The following is a 15,579-nucleotide window of genomic DNA, read 5'->3' on the forward strand; positions in this document are numbered from 1 at the left end:
GATTATTAAAGGTTTTTAAAAGCATTTTACGCATTACGTACAAAAATTATCAACATTTGTTAATTATTAAAAAAGTGTCTTAAATCGCTCAAAAAAGGCCTTAAAATCGATTTTACAAAATTAAACTTAGCATAAGCGCAAGAGTAAAACACAAAATCTCGCAAATGCGAGATTTTGAGATTAAAATTTATATTAAATAGACCTACAAAAGTCAATTTATGGTCATTTTAGTACGCTTTTGCATGCACATTAGCAATTGCTCTACCAGATGGGTCATTCATATTTTTAAATGCCTCATCCCATTCTAAAGCGGTTGCAGTACTGCATGCAACACTAGCTTCTTGCGGTACACTTAATGCTGCTGCATCACTTGGAAAATGACCTTCAAAAATACTTCTGTAATAATATTCTTCTTTGTTTAGAGGTGTATTAATTGGAAAACGGAATGATGCATTTTGTATTTGCTCATCTGTCACTTCTTTTTCAACTAGCTCTTTTAAGGTATCAATCCAGCTGTAACCTACTCCATCAGAAAATTGTTCTTTCTGTCTCCATGCTACGCTTTCTGGTATCATGTCTTCAAATGCTTTACGAACGACCCATTTTTCCATGCGCTCTCCGTTGATCATTTTATCTTTTGGGTTGATGCGCATAGCGACATCCATAAATTCTTTATCTAAGAATGGTACACGACCTTCAATTCCCCAAGCTGCTAAACTTTTGTTTGCTCTTAAGCAATCGTACATGTGTAACTTATCTAATTTACGAACTGTTTCTTCATGAAATTCTTGTGCACTTGGCGCTTTATGAAAGTATAAATACCCACCAAATAATTCATCGGCACCTTCTCCAGATAACACCATTTTAATTCCCATGGATTTAATAACTCTCGCCATTAAATACATTGGAGTTGACGAACGAATCGTCGTAATATCATAAGTTTCAATATTATAAATAACATCTTTAATAGCATCTAAACCTTCTTGGATGGTGAATTTAATTTCATGATGAACTGTACCAATATGGTCTGCTACTTTTTTAGCTGCTGCCAAATCTGGCGAACCTTCTAGTCCAACTGAAAACGAGTGTAATTGAGGATACCACGCTTTTTCTTTATCATCTGCTTCGATACGTCTTTCAGAATATTTTTTAGCAATGGCAGACGTTACCGAAGAGTCTAAACCACCAGATAATAATACTCCATAAGGTACATCACTCATTAGCTGTCTATGCACAGCATCTTCTAAGGCTTGTTTTACTTCTGCAATACTTGTTTCGTTATCTTTTACAGCTTCATACTCTGTCCAATCGCGTTTGTACCATTTAACAAATTCGCCGTCTTTGCTAGACATGTAATGTCCTGGAGGAAATAATTCTATTTTAGTACAAATACCTTCTAATGCTTTTAATTCTGAAGCCACATAGAATGTTCCGTTTTTATCCCATCCTATATATAAAGGAATAATTCCCATATGATCTCTAGCAATGAAATACTCATCTTTTTCTACATCGTAAATAGCAAAACCGAAAATACCGTTCATATCATCTACAAAGTCCACCCCTTTTTCTTGGTATAAAGCTAAAATTACTTCACAGTCACTTTGGGTTTGAAAATCGTACTTACCTTCAAATTGTTTTCTTATAGCTCTATGGTTATAGATTTCTCCATTGGCTGCAAGAATTAGTTTTTTATCAGGACTTAATAACGGTTGTTTTCCCGAGGCAGGATCTACAATAGCCAAACGCTCATGCGCCATAATTACTTTATCATCACTATAAATTCCGCTCCAGTCTGGTCCACGATGACGAATGGTTTTTGCCATCTCTAATACCTGAGGTCTTAAATCTTCAACTTTTTGTTTTATATCGAACGCACATACAATTCCGCACATAACTTTTATCTTTTTAATCAGGCTTTAATAAACCTTACATTATTAATTAGAGGACAAATATGAATTTAAACTTTCATATTAAAAACATAAAAAACAATAATGGTTACGATTTAAAACAAAAAATCAAAAAAACGAACCATATTAAAACTAACTTATCCTTAAATAAATAGTTTATCTGTTAATCTGTAAATTTTAGTATTTCCTAACGACTGAGCGCACAGAATAAACTCTATTTTTAACCCAACAAAAAACAATAATGATTATGAAAACCACAAAATTACTTACAACGGTTGCTTTTGCAATTACAATGTTATTATCATTTAATGTGAATGCACAAGAATTTAAAGACTTAGACAAAAGTCCAATGGATGCCTCTTCATTCCCTTCTGACTACAAAGACGCTAACAAACTTATTAAAATCACTTATAGTCGTCCACAATTAAAAAATCGTTCTGTAGATAAATTAGCTAAAGAAGGAGAAATATGGAGAACCGGAGCCAATGAAGCTGCAGAGATTACGCTTTACAAAGACATGAAATTTGGAGATAAAGAAGTAAAAGCAGGAACTTATACTTTTTATATGATTCCTGGAAAGAAAGAATGGACAGCAATTATTAACACAGACTTAAATGCTTGGGGTAGTTATTTCTATAATGAAAAAAATGACGTTGCACGTTTAACAGTACCTGTTACAGAGGGAAAAGAATCTTTAGAAGCATTTTCTATAGCATTTGATAAATCCGATAATGGTATTAATATGCATTTAGGTTGGGGAACTGTGAGAGTTGCCGTACCTTTTAGAGCTTAAATTTATAATAAAAAATCGCCTTGATTTCTCAAGGCGATTTTTTTTACAATATAATCTAATAATTACCTAATAATCACTTTTTGTGTTTTACGTTGGTAACCACTATTTAGCTCCACAACATAGACTCCATCTTGTAATTGAGATACATCTATTGTATTATTTAATGATGTCTCATTTAAACTTTGCGTTAGTACTAAGCGACCTCTTACATCATAAAGTTTTAACGCTGTATCTTGCAATAACTGACCACTTACAGTTAACACACGTGGTTTCTCTGTGGTAAATATTCTTAAATCATCTAATTCATTTTCTGAAGTAGATAAGCTCTCTGATGAGAATCTTAAGTAAAAACGACCAGTATTACTTAATGCTTCACTTGGTGTAATGACAAAATCATTTGTGGTTAACAAGGTAAACGTATTATTATCGCGATCTTCTAAATACACGTCTGTACTTACAGGCAAATCAGATGCTGCAATACTTACCGTAATTTGTTCTCCCATATTGCTGTTTATCCCTAAAGGAATAATCATGGTGTCTAAATCCTCAAATGGTAAGGATTGAATTGCCATATCTAAGCCTGTATTTTCATTAACCAATTCTGAGTATATTGAAAAACTTGCCGCATTATTTCCCCAAATACCTGCATCATAACCTGGGTCTAAAGCTAAAGTTGAATTTTCATTAAAATAGAAATCGGTGTTATACATATCTATAGCTGTACTTAATTGCAATTTTAAGTGTCTGTTCTCAAACGTACTGCTACGTCCTAAAATAAAATCATCGCTTGTACCAGTTCTACGCATATATGGCATAAAGAAAACAGGTCCATCATTGTCTGCTGCAACATAAAAACCCTGTCCTGGCGCAATTAAAGTAGATGGTGTGGTGGTGTTTAAATTATAAACCGTCCAGCCATCAGACGCATCACCATCATAGCCATACATAGCCACATTGTTCTGATCTAAAAGTGTAGCATTGGTTGGAAAATTTAAAAAATCGTGAACATTTAAATACGAAGGATATGGATTACCTATTAAATTCCATTGTTGATATGCTGGACCCGAATTTGAAATCGGCATAACAACAGACTCCTTATTAGCTGAACCTTTAAAACGTAAACTTTCATTATCCGTTGTACCTGCTCTATAACCTACTCCAGCCGTTAATGCTACCGTTTCTGTATTAGAATAAGTAACATAGTCGCCTATCGTTTTATCAAATGGACCAAAGAGAAATAATGTATTTGCGCCATTGCTCACCACATTTGGGTTGGCAGCTATAAAGGTATCAAAACCTTCACCTGTTACTGGTGGTGTTACCAAATCATTGCCTCCTGAGCTCGCATTTTGATTGACATGACGATTATAAATCACAACACTTTCACTAGAACCATCTGTAATGGTTCCGTTTAAAATTAAACTAGAATAGATTATAGATGTCGATTCTAAAACCACTGAAGGTGTGGTTACTGTAGCACCAGTATTAACTGTTACATCTGCTCCTGGTCTAATTTTTAATGATAATACAGACACATCTGAAGTTATGGTGGTTGTTTCATCTTCCATGACTATAGAATTTTTAACCCCTGTATTTGGCGTTGGCACTTCGTTCCATGCTGCATTCTGAAATACCAAATGGTTAACAATCTGGTCTTCTCCATTGCTTCCTGGCGATCCTAAATCTGGCAAAATACCTTCTGAAACCTCAGCAGTTGCCCAAAGGGTTCCATCGTTATTATCTTGTATGTTACTGCCAATATATACCATAGAGGCTCCCGTTGGATTTGGCCAAAGAATTCCACCGTCATAAACCGTACGGTCTACTTCGGTGGTTTCTCCATCCTCTAAGATAATAGCATCTGTTGTGTTGTTAAGGTCTGTATCTATGTACTCATAATCTACCACCACATTACCATTGGTAGCAAAATCGCTGTTTCGTGCTAAAACCACAAAACCATCTGCTGGCACAATGAGGTCTGCATTTATAATATGCGGTGTGGCATCTGCCAAATCATCTTTTATGGCCCAACCTTTTAAATTAATAGGATATTTTGTTGGGTTGTACACCTCAAAATATTCTCCATTGGCATTAGTTACAGCATCTGGATTTTGCATGATCTCTGTGATGATAATATCTATTTTTTCTAACGGACTTATAAAACCCTCAGATACATGAGTACCACCAACATTAAGCTCTTGCACATTGACTTCTCCAATAGTGTATAGCAATTTGGTATTGCCTACTTTAACATTATCGCCACCACTATCTATACTGCTTTTGTATAGGGTTTGGCTACTTAACCACCCAAAACAGCACATAATGACAAAACTTGTGAGTTGTGTTTTCATTATTTTTTAGTTTTAAGTGATGTGTTTGCACTAGCTGTTGCTGTGTTATTTTCTAAAGCAGAAAGCCTAGCTTCTAACGAAGCAAATACCTTATTTTTAGCTTCTAATTGTTTAATTTTCTCTGCTTGTGCATCAATAATGACTTGTTGCTCTTGGGTCGCTTTAATAAGTACAGGTATTAATTCTGTATAGCTTACACCCATGGTCTTTAACTCATCATCGCCAACTTGCACTATGTTGGTTATAATTTTCTGTACATCTTGTGCTATAAGCCCTAAAGATTTATGTTCTTGGTCTTTTGCTTTCCAATTGTAAGCTTTAGGCTCTAATTGTAATATTTCTTTTAATCCAAAAGGTATGGTTTCAATCTCTTTTTTAAGACGTCTGTCTGATGAATGCACTGTAGAGCCATTTACGGTTACATTACCTATTATAAATGCCCCATTAGCCATATATGTAAGACCATTTATTTGTGCGTCACCACCTATTACTGTGTTACCGCCTATTACTGTGCCACCCGTTATTGATGCGGTACCACCTATTGTTGTAGCTCCATTTATTCTTGTGTTACCTGCTTCGTTCACATTAAAAACAGTAGTTCCTGCTCCATTGACTATCCCAAAATCTCCAGTTTCATTATCATCATGATCTAAATACACAATGACGGCATCGTTACTTCTCAAAAAGAGGTCACTACCTGCATAATCGGGGTTTGATGAGATAATACCGTCGTCTCCTGATGTTGTATTTGACGACCCACTAACAATAAGCGCAGGTGCATTATCTACCACAGCTTTAATTACGCCTGTAACTTCTAGCGCTGTAGATGGACTAATCTCACCAATACCAACATTACCGTTTTTTAGTATGGTTAAGGCATTGCTGCGATTGGCATCATTAACTCCATTACCTACCTCAAACAAAGGATCTGTAGCTACTATTGCTGATGGATTACCTCCACCAATATTGTAACGTCCTATTGCTGCGGAATTATATGCGTCTGCTTTTGTTGCTATACCCATTGCGGTTGAATAACTTCCCGAAGCAATTGAATTAACTCCCATTGCGGTTGAAGCAATTCCTGTAGCGCCTGTAGCATTGCCAGTAAATTGAGAATAACTCAAATCCACAGCATTCTCACCCACATTACCATAATTAGCAGCTACTCTACCTACTTTAACTAAGCCCAAGCCATTGCCTTCGTTTACAGCTTCTAAACCTGTTGCGGCAACTCCAGATGGTATGTTTGATAAATCATAATAATCTCCACTAAACATAGCATCTATATAATTAGCATCTGCAAACTCTTTAGTCACTAAAGCCTTATCATCTGTAATTTCTGCGATATCAAAACTTGGTGCGATTATAGTACCGTTTTTTAGTATCGTTAAGGCATTGCTGCGATTGGCGCTACTTGCTCCGTTACCAACCTCTAATAAAGGATCAGTTGCTATGTTATTAAATCCACTGCCGCCACCAACATTGTATCTACCCATTGCTGTTGAATAATATGCATTAGCGGTTGTATTCCATCCCATTGCCGTCGAAAAAAACCCTGAAGCAGTTGTACCTTCACCTATTGCCGTTGACCAATCACCTTGAGCAATAGTAGATTGGCCCATTGCGGTTGAGGCATAACCTGATGCCGTTGTAGATGACCCCATTGCGGTTGATCCTTGCCCTGTAGCTCCACGAGTTGTGCTAGCAGATGTTGAAATACTCAAATCCACAGCACCATTTCCAATATTTCCATAATTAGCTTCTACTCTACCTACTTTTACTAAGCCCAAACCATTACCTTCGTCTATAGCTTCTAAACCCGTACTCGCTGCATTTGCAATACTAGCATCTGCATACTCTTTAGTCACTAAAGCCTTAGCATCTGTAATTTCTGCGATATCAAAACTTGGTGCGGTTATGGTACCGTTTTTTAGTATGGTTAAGGCATTGCTGCGATTGGCGCCATTTGCTCCGTTACCAACTACCAATAATTGATCGGATGCATTAAAAGCTGTTGTGCTAATTGGTGTTGTAGCTACATTATATATTCCTAAAGAGGTTTGTCCATAGCTTTCTGCTATTGTACGATTACCCATTGCGGTTGACCTATTTCCTGAAGCGGTTGTAACTATGCCCATTGCCGTCGAAAAAAACCCTGAAGCGATTGTAGTCCGACCCATTGCGGTTGAATACTGTCCAGAAGCGGTTGTACCGATTCCCATTGCGGTTGACAACAAACCTGAAGCCCCCTTAGTCGTACTAGCTGATGATGAATAACTCAAATCCACAGCATTCTCACCAATAGCTCCATAATTAGCCTCTACTCTACCTACTTTCACTAAACCCAAACCATTACCTTCATCTATAGCTTCTAGACCTGAGACATTCTCAGCCGTTTTAGCACTCAAAGCATAAGGCACAGCATTAAAAGCTGTGGTACCCATATCCGTAAGACCTGCGCCTGTATCAATTTGTGTGTTTAAAAAATGAGTATCGCTTGCCCAATCTATATCTGCAAAAACACCACTATCTACTGCACCTTCTCCTATATTAATAATGATAATACCATTGGCATCTGTGGTTGGTGTATGTGTTTCTTGGTACACATTGGTCTGTGCAACACCTTGTAATATGCTAAACTCTACCGTTACTGCCGTATTAGCAACAACAGCATTGTTAGCATCTTTTATTAAGGCTTTGTAATTAATACCTTGTTGGGCAAATGTTGTTATAGTAAACAACATGAGTAATGCTTGGGTAATTCTTTTCATAATAGTTTTGTTTTAGAGGATAATACATCTGGTCTTTTACCAGACATACACTTAGGCAACGAAGGTAGTTTGCGTTTTGGCCCAAAACAATACGTAGTGCATGCAAAAACTACGTGGTACCACGTAGTTTGAAAAAATAAATATGAAATAAGAATTAGGCTTAATTAACGAACTCTATGTTCTCTTTTGCCCAACTGGTAAGTATGTCTTTCTCTTTGGCAAGACCCAATTTAGTTATAATATTAGAACGGTGTTTTTCTATGGTTCTGGCAGACAGTGATAATAACGCTGCGATGTCTTTAGATGATTTATCTTGAGCTATAAACCTCACAATAGTGCGCTCTGATGGTGTTAGCAGCTTCATTTTTTGTAATTGTGGCGCGACTTCATTTTCTAAGACCGTATTAAAAACAGCACTAAAATAGGGTACGCCTTTACTAATGCTTTGTATGCAATTATGTAATTCTAAAAAAGGTTCGTCTTTAATAATATAACCAGATATGTTTAGTTTTTGCGCTTTATAGATAAAGGCTTTTTCTTTGTGAGAGGTAAGGATAATAAATTTGGTATCTACCAGCTGCTCTTTACATTTTTTTATGACCTCAAAACCAGTGAGCATTGGCATTTCTTCGTCTAAAATAGCAATTTGAGGTTGTAACTCCATAATCTTATTTAGCGCTATGGCACCATTCTCTGCTGTACCAATAACATTATAATTGTATTCCTTTAACTGGTCTACTAATCCTTTTAATAATAAAGGATGATCGTCTGCTACAAATAATGTGATACTATCAATCATATTATACTGGTATTTGAACTAATATTGAGGTGCCTTCTTCTTTTTTACTCTTTATTGCAAAACTGCCTTTGAGCATGCTTACGCGTTCTGCCATGGTTTTTAAACCCAAGCTATTTTGTTTTACCTTATCACTAACCTCAAAGCCTTTGCCGTTATCTTTTATTACTATTTTAATGCCATCGGTTTGCTTCAAAATATTGACAACTAAGGTCTTGGCTTTGGCATGTTTTAAAACATTGTTTACAGATTCTTGTATAAAACGATATAAATTAAGCGATTCGGTTTCATTAAAATTGGTATTGACATCGTCAATTTCTACCGAAACAAACATATCGGTTTCTTCATCTAACTCTAGTAGCATCTGCTCTATACTATCTTTTAGCCCAAGTTTTGCCAATGTTACAGGATATAAATCTCTAGAAATACTTCGTACTTCCTCTAAAGCATTATGTGCTAAACCAGATAGCTCTGTCTGGTTGGTATTTTGGGCTTTCATTTTAAGCAGTGTAATTTGCTGCCCAACACCATCATGCAGATCTTTAGCTATACGTGTGCGTTCTTCCTCTTGAGTTTTTATAAGCTCTTGAGAAAATGTTTGCTGTGCAATTGCAGTCTTCTTAGCATTTAAAAAATAACGATGAAACATAATGGCTCCGAATAGAACTAAAAAACCTAAAGACCCAAAAATTAGCAATTGCGTTTTGTTTTTATTCTGAAGGTTTAAGAGTGTTATATCTTTTTTTTGTGCTTCAATTTCAATTTCGTTTTTCTCGGTTTCATATATGGTAGTCAGTTCTCGTACATGCTGCTTATTTTCTTTAGTTAACAACGAATCATTCAACCTCTGAAAATCCATATAGTATTGTAATGCTTTTGCACTTTTACCTTGCTGTTGCGCAATAATCGCGAGGGTTTGACTGGCGTCTTTTTGTCCTTTTAAATCACCAACAGATTGCGAAATTTTAAGCGCTTTAATCGCATAATCAGTCGCTTCACTAAGTTGGTTGCGTTTAATGTAGGTTTTGGAAACTGCATTGTGAATCCTTGCTGTCACAGTGCTCTGAGATTTTAAGTCATATTTTTCTAAAGCCTCTTTCTGGTACTGCAAAGCTTTGGTGTAGTCTTCTAATTCATAATAGGTATTCCCTATATCAAATTCTATGTAACGAATACTTTTATTATAATTTTTATGCAGCTTTTTCCTGTATGCAATAGCTTCTTGAAAATAATCTAATGCTTTATTATAGTCTTTTAATTGCATATGACAACGCCCTATTTTTCCATAGATAACCGATAGTAATATAGAGTTATCACTAATTTCATCTAAACTAAAGGCTTCATTAAGGTATTCAAGTGATTTTATATAATCTTCTTGCTTATAAAAAATATTAGCTATGGATATATAGCCTCTGGCAGTTCCTTCTGGATTATTAATTGTTTTATAAAGCTCGGTGGCTTTAAGATAGTATTCTATAGATTTCTTGTGATATGACATCCGTGAATAGGAAAGCCCTATATTCTGTATAGATTTTGCCCAGGCGAGCGAATCATTCATTGTTTTAAAAATGTCGCCTGCTTTTTCAAAACTCTGTATTGCATCCGTATAATCGTCTATTAGGTTCTGCACTGCCCCAATTTGGTTTAAAGCTGCTGCTTGTCCCCAAAGATGGTCTAGCTCTTCATTAATTTTGAGCGCTTTTTGAAAATTGATTAGGGCTACATCATAATTTTTCTGGTAGTAATCTACTATTCCCAAACAATTATAGGCTCCGGCAACACCGCGTTTTGCATCTGCTTTTGTCGCTAAACTTAAGGCATCATTAATGTATTGCTTTGCAAGCTCTGGATTTGAACGCGCATACTGAATACCCAAATCATTATAGGCTTTTACCTTTATAGTGTCTTGTACTTTTTCTTGTTGAATAAGTTGTTTTAAACTGTCTACTATTTGTTCATTTTGAGCACCTAACATAGTGCAAAAGGCGAAGCATACAATTAGGAAGTAGGGTTTCAAAATGGTTTTGTTTTTTTAAATATAAGATTTTTTGCAGTAGCGTTTGTGAATTAATTGTCATTCAAAAGAACTTTTAGGTAATAATATTTCACCTAACACAACTAAAAAAGATATACCTTACTGTTTTTTAGACGCTTATATAACAATTAGGATTATTAAAACAAAAATAGCCACAGAAAGAACTTCATTTAAAAAACTCTACGCAAAGTAGATACATATTATAAAGATGGCACATGTCCCCAATTCTCACCAGTTTTAATTCTTTGCAGTTGCATTGTGCTAACACCAAATCGCTTTGCTATTATTTTTAACCTCGTTCTTCTATTTGGATCATTTAACATCTTTTTTATACGTCTAACATCGTTTTCTGAAAGCTTTGCTGAAGTTAGTTTTTCTGGCCTTTTATAGCTAGGATTAGAGAACTGATGGATTTCTTTTTCGCGTTTTGTAACCCATTTAAGATTATCTATGTGATTATTCAATTTATCGTAATCTAAATGAATAACGTATACTCCATCCTTTTGCTCTAAAAAGTGTTGCGCTAGTATTTTATGCAAGTAATATGTTTTGAATTTCCCCTTTTCTATTTTTTTTACTTTAAAATACAAGTAACCGTGCATCTTATAGGGTTCAAAAAGAACTTTTTTTCCATTTCTAATTCGGGCTAATCGACCGTAATTAGATAATTGATATTTTTCATCGGGATGCACAAAATCATCAAAAACAACGGTTTTCCATTGCTCCTTCCATAAATGTCTTATCATTTTATAAAAATTAAGGGTTTCTAAAAAAATAATAAAAACTAGTATATTTTAGTTTCTAAGGTATATTCAAATACTTATGTGTCTGAAGAGACACCTTCCATTTTGGATTTGCCATAACATAGTCTACAATCATTGGCACCACTTTATCACGCTTACTCCATTCTGGTTGTAAATATAATATGCAATCTTTATTTACTTTAGCAGCTTGCTCTTCAGCAAAACGGAAATCGTCTTTATTATAGATAATACATTTAAGTTCGTGTGCTTTTTCGTAAACTCTTTCAGTTGGTAATTTCATCTTTTTTGGTGAGAGACAAATCCAATCCCAAGTACCAGATAACTCATAAGCACCAGAAGTTTCAATATGTGTTTGTACACCTTTGGCCTTTAATTGTGCCGTTAAAGGTCCCATGTCCCACATTAAAGGCTCTCCACCAGTAACTACTATGGTATTACTATATTTTACAGCATTCTCAACAATTTTTTCAGTCTCAGTTGGTGGATGTAATTCTGCTAACCAGCTTTCTTTAACATCACACCAATGGCAACCCACATCACAGCCACCAATTCTTACAAAATAAGCAGCAGTACCTTTGTGAAATCCTTCTCCTTGAATCGTATAAAACTCTTCCATTAAAGGCAATAACAAACCTTTATCTATCAACTCTTGTCGTTCTCTTCTTGTCATAGACCGCAAATATATTAATAAGTACACAGTAATTTGTTGCAATACTTAGTAAAAAGTAATGAGTTAGCGCAATTCTGTTTTAAACTTGATTAAAATTACAGTATTTTTATCCAAATTTTCTCACTAATGAAGAATACAGAAGCATTCATAAAAGATATCAACAAAGGAAACACCTTTAAAGGTGACTATATTACCCTTGGTTCTGCCATGCTTGATGGTGAAACTATAACAAACACTTTTGTAAACGTCCCTTTAAAAACCATGAACAGACATGGCCTTATAGCTGGAGCAACTGGTACTGGAAAAACAAAAACGCTACAGGTATTAGCTGAAAATCTTTCTGAAAAAGGTGTTCCTGTTTTATTAATGGACATTAAAGGTGATTTAAGCGGCTTGGCAAAACCGAGTCCTGGACATGCTAAGATTGATGAACGCATGGAAAAAATTGGCTTGCCTTTTGAAGCCAAAGGATTTCCGGTAGAATTATTGACTTTATCTGAACAAGATGGTGTAAGACTTAGAGCCACTATCAGTGAATTTGGACCTGTTTTAATTTCTAGAATATTAGATGTTACGGAAACACAAGCAGGAATTATTTCAGTGATTTTCAAATATTGCGACGATAATCATCTGCCACTATTAGACCTGAAAGATTTTAAGAAAATATTGCAATATGCTACAAGTGAAGGCAAAAAAGAATTTGAAGAATCTTATGGTCGTATTTCAACAGCATCTACAGGAGCCATCCTTAGAAAACTAATTGAAATTGAACAACAAGGCGGCGATTTATTCTTTGGTGAAACGTCTTTTGACACTCAAGATTTATTGCGTATCGATGAGAATGGTCGAGGTTATATCAATATTATTAGATTAACAGATATACAAGATAAGCCTAAGTTATTTTCAACTTTCATGTTGAGTTTATTAGCTGAAATCTACTCTACGTTCCCAGAACAAGGAGATAGTGGACGACCAGAATTAATTATGTTTATTGACGAAGCACATTTAATATTTAATGAAGCTTCTGATGCTTTATTAAATCAAATTGAAAGTATTGTAAAACTGATACGTAGTAAAGGTGTCGGTATATATTTTGTTACGCAAAGTCCAACCGATGTCCCAGAATCTGTTTTAGGCCAATTAGGTTTAAAAGTACAACACGCTTTAAGAGCATTTACAGCCAAAGATAGAAAGGCGATTAAATTAACCGCTCAAAACTATCCAGATACAGAATATTACGATACAGCAGAAGTATTAACGTCTCTCGGAATTGGAGAAGCATTAGTGTCTGCATTAGACGAAAAAGGAAAACCAACTCCGTTGGCTGCAACCATGATGCGCGCACCAATGAGTAGAATGGATGTTTTAACCGAATCTGAATTAGGCAGCTTATTAGCACAATCTCAATTAGCTAGAAAATACAATAAAGAGATTGATAGAGAAAGTGCTTACGAAATGCTTAATGAGAAAATTAAGCAAGCCGAAGCTGAAGAAGCTAAACAAAAAGCTAAAGAAGAAAAAGAAGCATTAAAACGCGCTGAAAGCAAAAGAAAAACAAGCACAACCCGAAGAAAAAGCACAAGAATGAATCCTATTGTTAAGGTTTTAACCAGTGCAACCGTTATAAGAGGAGTATTAGGAATATTAAGTAAAATGATTAAATAAAATAATGTCTAAATCTAAAATAAAAAACACCCTATTTGCAGCATTAATTTGTGGCCTACTAATAACTAGTTGCACCACAGACAAAGCATCAAACCCATTTGCTGTAGCTAAGAATCATATTGGGTTATTAACCGACTCTACACAAGTAAGAGAATTAGAAGCCATTTTTAGCAATGACTCAGTAGTACGTTATATTGCAGGAGATGAATTTATAGGCTCTGTAAATACCATTGAAATTTTTGAAAAAGGTGGAAAAAAACTATTAGACTTATCGCCTAAAGAGGCTTTAGATTCTACTTCAGTTATTTCAAGTGTTAATATTATTGATGAACGTTATAAAACTGAGAAAAATATATCGACACTAAGTACGTTTAAAGATATTAATGAAGCTTATAAAATTTCAAAAGTAGATAATCTTATAAATGCTATTGTTGTTTCTGTGAATGAAATAAATGCATCTTTCACTATTGACAAAAAGGAATTACCAGCTAGTATGCGTTTTGATATGAATATGACTATTGACCCTATTCAAATTCCTGGAAAAGCGAAGATTAAATATTTTATGATTCATTGGTAGTTTAAAGTTAGATATCTTAATTTTAGGTAAACAGTTAAAAGTATGCACAAAAAGCAAAAATATACAATTCAAAATTCGCCATTTGTAGTGCCTACAGACGACGGTAAAATTATAAAAGAACACTTTGGAAATGCCACAGATGGAAACTCAGAATTAAGTATTGCACACATGGTTGCACCTGCTGGTTGGTTTGAACCTTTTCAAACTCCAGAATTTGATGAATACACCTTTATTATTAGAGGGAAAAAACAATTTATCATCGATGGTGAAACTATAGTTTTAGAGGCAGGTCAATCTATTAAAGTAGAAAAAAATACCAGATTACAATACTCTAACCCTTTTACTGAACCTTGCGAATACTTAGCTATTTGCTTACCTGCTTTTTCAATAGAAGCCGTAAATAGAGAAGACAACTAATATGAGTAGTTTTGTAATAAAATCTATTGGAAATGCACTCAATGCAACGAGTTTAATTTCATCTAAATACGCCTCTAAAAAGGCGCTCAGTTTATTTGCATCTCCAAGAAAAGGACGCTATAACGATGACCAAAAACGCATAATAGAATCAGCTTATTTTGAAGAAGTCAAATATAACAACATGGAAATTGCAACCTACCGTTGGGTAGGCAAAGGCGAAACTGTTTTGTTAGCGCATGGCTGGGAAAGTAACACCTCACGTTGGGAATATATTTTAAAAGACTTAAAAGCACAAGATTACAATATTATTGCTTTAGATGCTCCGGCTCATGGCAGATCTGACGGCAAACAATTTAATGCTGTTTTATATTCTGAATTTATAAATGTAGTCGCTAAAAAGTTTCAGCCAGATGTTTTAATGGGTCATTCCGTTGGTGGTATGGCAAGCGTATTTTGTTTGCATAAGCACCAATTACCATCCATAAAAAAACTCATTCTTTTAGGTGCGCCTGCCCATTTTACAGGTGTATTTGATAGATACAAATCAATGATGGGTTTTAACAACCGAATTTCTAATGGTTTAGATAAAATTGTTTTAGAACGTTTTGAGCAACCTGTATCTTATTTTTCTGCAGCTAATTTCACGGAGACCTTTACCGCAAAAGGTTTAATTATTCATGATAAAAATGATCGCATCATTCCATATGAAGATGCGCAATTAATTGCTAGTCGTTATAAAAATTCTAAATTTATTTCTACGACTGGTTTTGGTCATGGCTTAAAGGACGCATCTCTAATCCCACAGATTATTGAGTTTATTAATGAATAATCTT

At 34.9% G+C, this 15,579-nt stretch carries 12 protein-coding genes; 5 read left to right on the plus strand and 7 right to left on the minus strand.

The window, feature by feature from the left end:
• Positions 1-227: 227 nt before the first annotated feature.
• Positions 228-1,892, minus strand: coding sequence for an asparagine synthase B (asnB, locus tag DFQ10_RS16130; RefSeq protein WP_115818484.1), 1,665 nt, complete (start codon positions 1,890-1,892; stop codon positions 228-230).
• A gap of 262 nt (positions 1,893-2,154) precedes the next feature.
• Here asnB and DFQ10_RS16135 point away from each other — a divergent pair, with 262 nt between their 5' ends.
• On the plus strand, positions 2,155-2,700 hold the full coding sequence (locus DFQ10_RS16135; protein ID WP_115818485.1) for a DUF2911 domain-containing protein: 546 nt from the start codon (positions 2,155-2,157) through the stop codon (positions 2,698-2,700).
• Between the two features lie 62 nt (positions 2,701-2,762).
• On the opposite strand, the gene DFQ10_RS16140 is transcribed toward DFQ10_RS16135, so the two are convergent.
• The 6 genes from DFQ10_RS16140 to DFQ10_RS16165 all read right to left on the minus strand — a co-directional run bounded on the left by DFQ10_RS16140 (position 2,763) and on the right by DFQ10_RS16165 (position 12,087).
• Positions 2,763-5,051: a lamin tail domain-containing protein gene (locus DFQ10_RS16140; RefSeq protein WP_115818486.1), complete on the minus strand. Its 2,289-nt coding sequence runs from the start codon at positions 5,049-5,051 to the stop codon at positions 2,763-2,765.
• Positions 5,051-7,822: a tail fiber domain-containing protein gene (locus DFQ10_RS16145; RefSeq protein ID WP_115818487.1), complete on the minus strand. Its 2,772-nt coding sequence runs from the start codon at positions 7,820-7,822 to the stop codon at positions 5,051-5,053. Before DFQ10_RS16145 ends, DFQ10_RS16140 begins: the two co-directional genes overlap by 1 nt.
• 160 nt (positions 7,823-7,982) lie before the next feature.
• The gene (locus tag DFQ10_RS16150) at positions 7,983-8,621 is read right to left on the minus strand and encodes a response regulator (protein ID WP_115818488.1); all 639 of its coding nucleotides are present in this window, start codon (positions 8,619-8,621) and stop codon (positions 7,983-7,985) included.
• Position 8,622: 1 nt separating this feature from the next.
• The gene (locus DFQ10_RS16155; protein WP_147299239.1) at positions 8,623-10,635 is read right to left on the minus strand and encodes a tetratricopeptide repeat-containing sensor histidine kinase; all 2,013 of its coding nucleotides are present in this window, start codon (positions 10,633-10,635) and stop codon (positions 8,623-8,625) included.
• Positions 10,636-10,853: 218 nt separating this feature from the next.
• Positions 10,854-11,399 (minus strand): HNH endonuclease, encoded by a 546-nt coding sequence (locus tag DFQ10_RS16160; protein ID WP_115818490.1) that lies wholly within the window; start codon positions 11,397-11,399, stop codon positions 10,854-10,856.
• 55 nt (positions 11,400-11,454) lie between these two features.
• Complete coding sequence (locus DFQ10_RS16165; protein WP_115818491.1) at positions 11,455-12,087, minus strand: 7-carboxy-7-deazaguanine synthase QueE; 633 nt, start codon at positions 12,085-12,087, stop codon at positions 11,455-11,457.
• Between the two features lie 126 nt (positions 12,088-12,213).
• On the opposite strand from DFQ10_RS16165, the gene DFQ10_RS16170 reads away from it, so the two are divergent.
• Genes DFQ10_RS16170 through DFQ10_RS16185 form a run of 4 tightly spaced genes read left to right on the plus strand, consistent with a single transcriptional unit; the run spans position 12,214 to position 15,575 of the window.
• On the plus strand, positions 12,214-13,752 hold the full coding sequence (locus DFQ10_RS16170; protein WP_115818492.1) for a helicase HerA-like domain-containing protein: 1,539 nt from the start codon (positions 12,214-12,216) through the stop codon (positions 13,750-13,752).
• A gap of 4 nt (positions 13,753-13,756) precedes the next feature.
• Positions 13,757-14,329 carry a hypothetical protein gene (locus DFQ10_RS16175; RefSeq protein ID WP_245940751.1) on the plus strand — a complete coding sequence of 191 codons (573 nt, stop codon included), beginning with the start codon at positions 13,757-13,759 and terminating at the stop codon, positions 14,327-14,329.
• A gap of 42 nt (positions 14,330-14,371) precedes the next feature.
• The gene (locus tag DFQ10_RS16180) at positions 14,372-14,746 is read left to right on the plus strand and encodes a cupin domain-containing protein (RefSeq protein WP_115818493.1); all 375 of its coding nucleotides are present in this window, start codon (positions 14,372-14,374) and stop codon (positions 14,744-14,746) included.
• Position 14,747: 1 nt separating this feature from the next.
• A complete protein-coding gene (locus tag DFQ10_RS16185) occupies positions 14,748-15,575 on the plus strand; it encodes an alpha/beta fold hydrolase (protein ID WP_115818494.1) in 828 nt (275 codons plus the stop codon).
• The last annotated feature ends 4 nt before the right edge of the window (positions 15,576-15,579 follow it).

This window comes from Winogradskyella eximia (assembly GCF_003386165.1).
Classification (GTDB): Bacteria; Bacteroidota; Bacteroidia; order Flavobacteriales; family Flavobacteriaceae; genus Winogradskyella; species Winogradskyella eximia.

Bases quoted from the DNA above. Each gene is read 5' to 3' on its own strand.
- asnB (WP_115818484.1), bottom strand. From the start codon at position 1,892: ATGTGCGGAATTGTATGTGCGTTCGATATAAAACAAAAAGTTGAAGAT.
- DFQ10_RS16135 (WP_115818485.1), top strand. From the start codon at position 2,155: ATGAAAACCACAAAATTACTTACAACGGTTGCTTTTGCAATTACAATG.
- DFQ10_RS16140 (WP_115818486.1), bottom strand. From the start codon at position 5,051: ATGAAAACACAACTCACAAGTTTTGTCATTATGTGCTGTTTTGGGTGG.
- DFQ10_RS16145 (WP_115818487.1), bottom strand. From the start codon at position 7,822: ATGAAAAGAATTACCCAAGCATTACTCATGTTGTTTACTATAACAACA.
- DFQ10_RS16150 (WP_115818488.1), bottom strand. From the start codon at position 8,621: ATGATTGATAGTATCACATTATTTGTAGCAGACGATCATCCTTTATTA.
- DFQ10_RS16160 (WP_115818490.1), bottom strand. From the start codon at position 11,399: ATGATAAGACATTTATGGAAGGAGCAATGGAAAACCGTTGTTTTTGAT.
- DFQ10_RS16165 (WP_115818491.1), bottom strand. From the start codon at position 12,087: ATGACAAGAAGAGAACGACAAGAGTTGATAGATAAAGGTTTGTTATTG.
- DFQ10_RS16170 (WP_115818492.1), top strand. From the start codon at position 12,214: ATGAAGAATACAGAAGCATTCATAAAAGATATCAACAAAGGAAACACC.
- DFQ10_RS16175 (WP_245940751.1), top strand. From the start codon at position 13,757: ATGTCTAAATCTAAAATAAAAAACACCCTATTTGCAGCATTAATTTGT.
- DFQ10_RS16180 (WP_115818493.1), top strand. From the start codon at position 14,372: ATGCACAAAAAGCAAAAATATACAATTCAAAATTCGCCATTTGTAGTG.
- DFQ10_RS16185 (WP_115818494.1), top strand. From the start codon at position 14,748: ATGAGTAGTTTTGTAATAAAATCTATTGGAAATGCACTCAATGCAACG.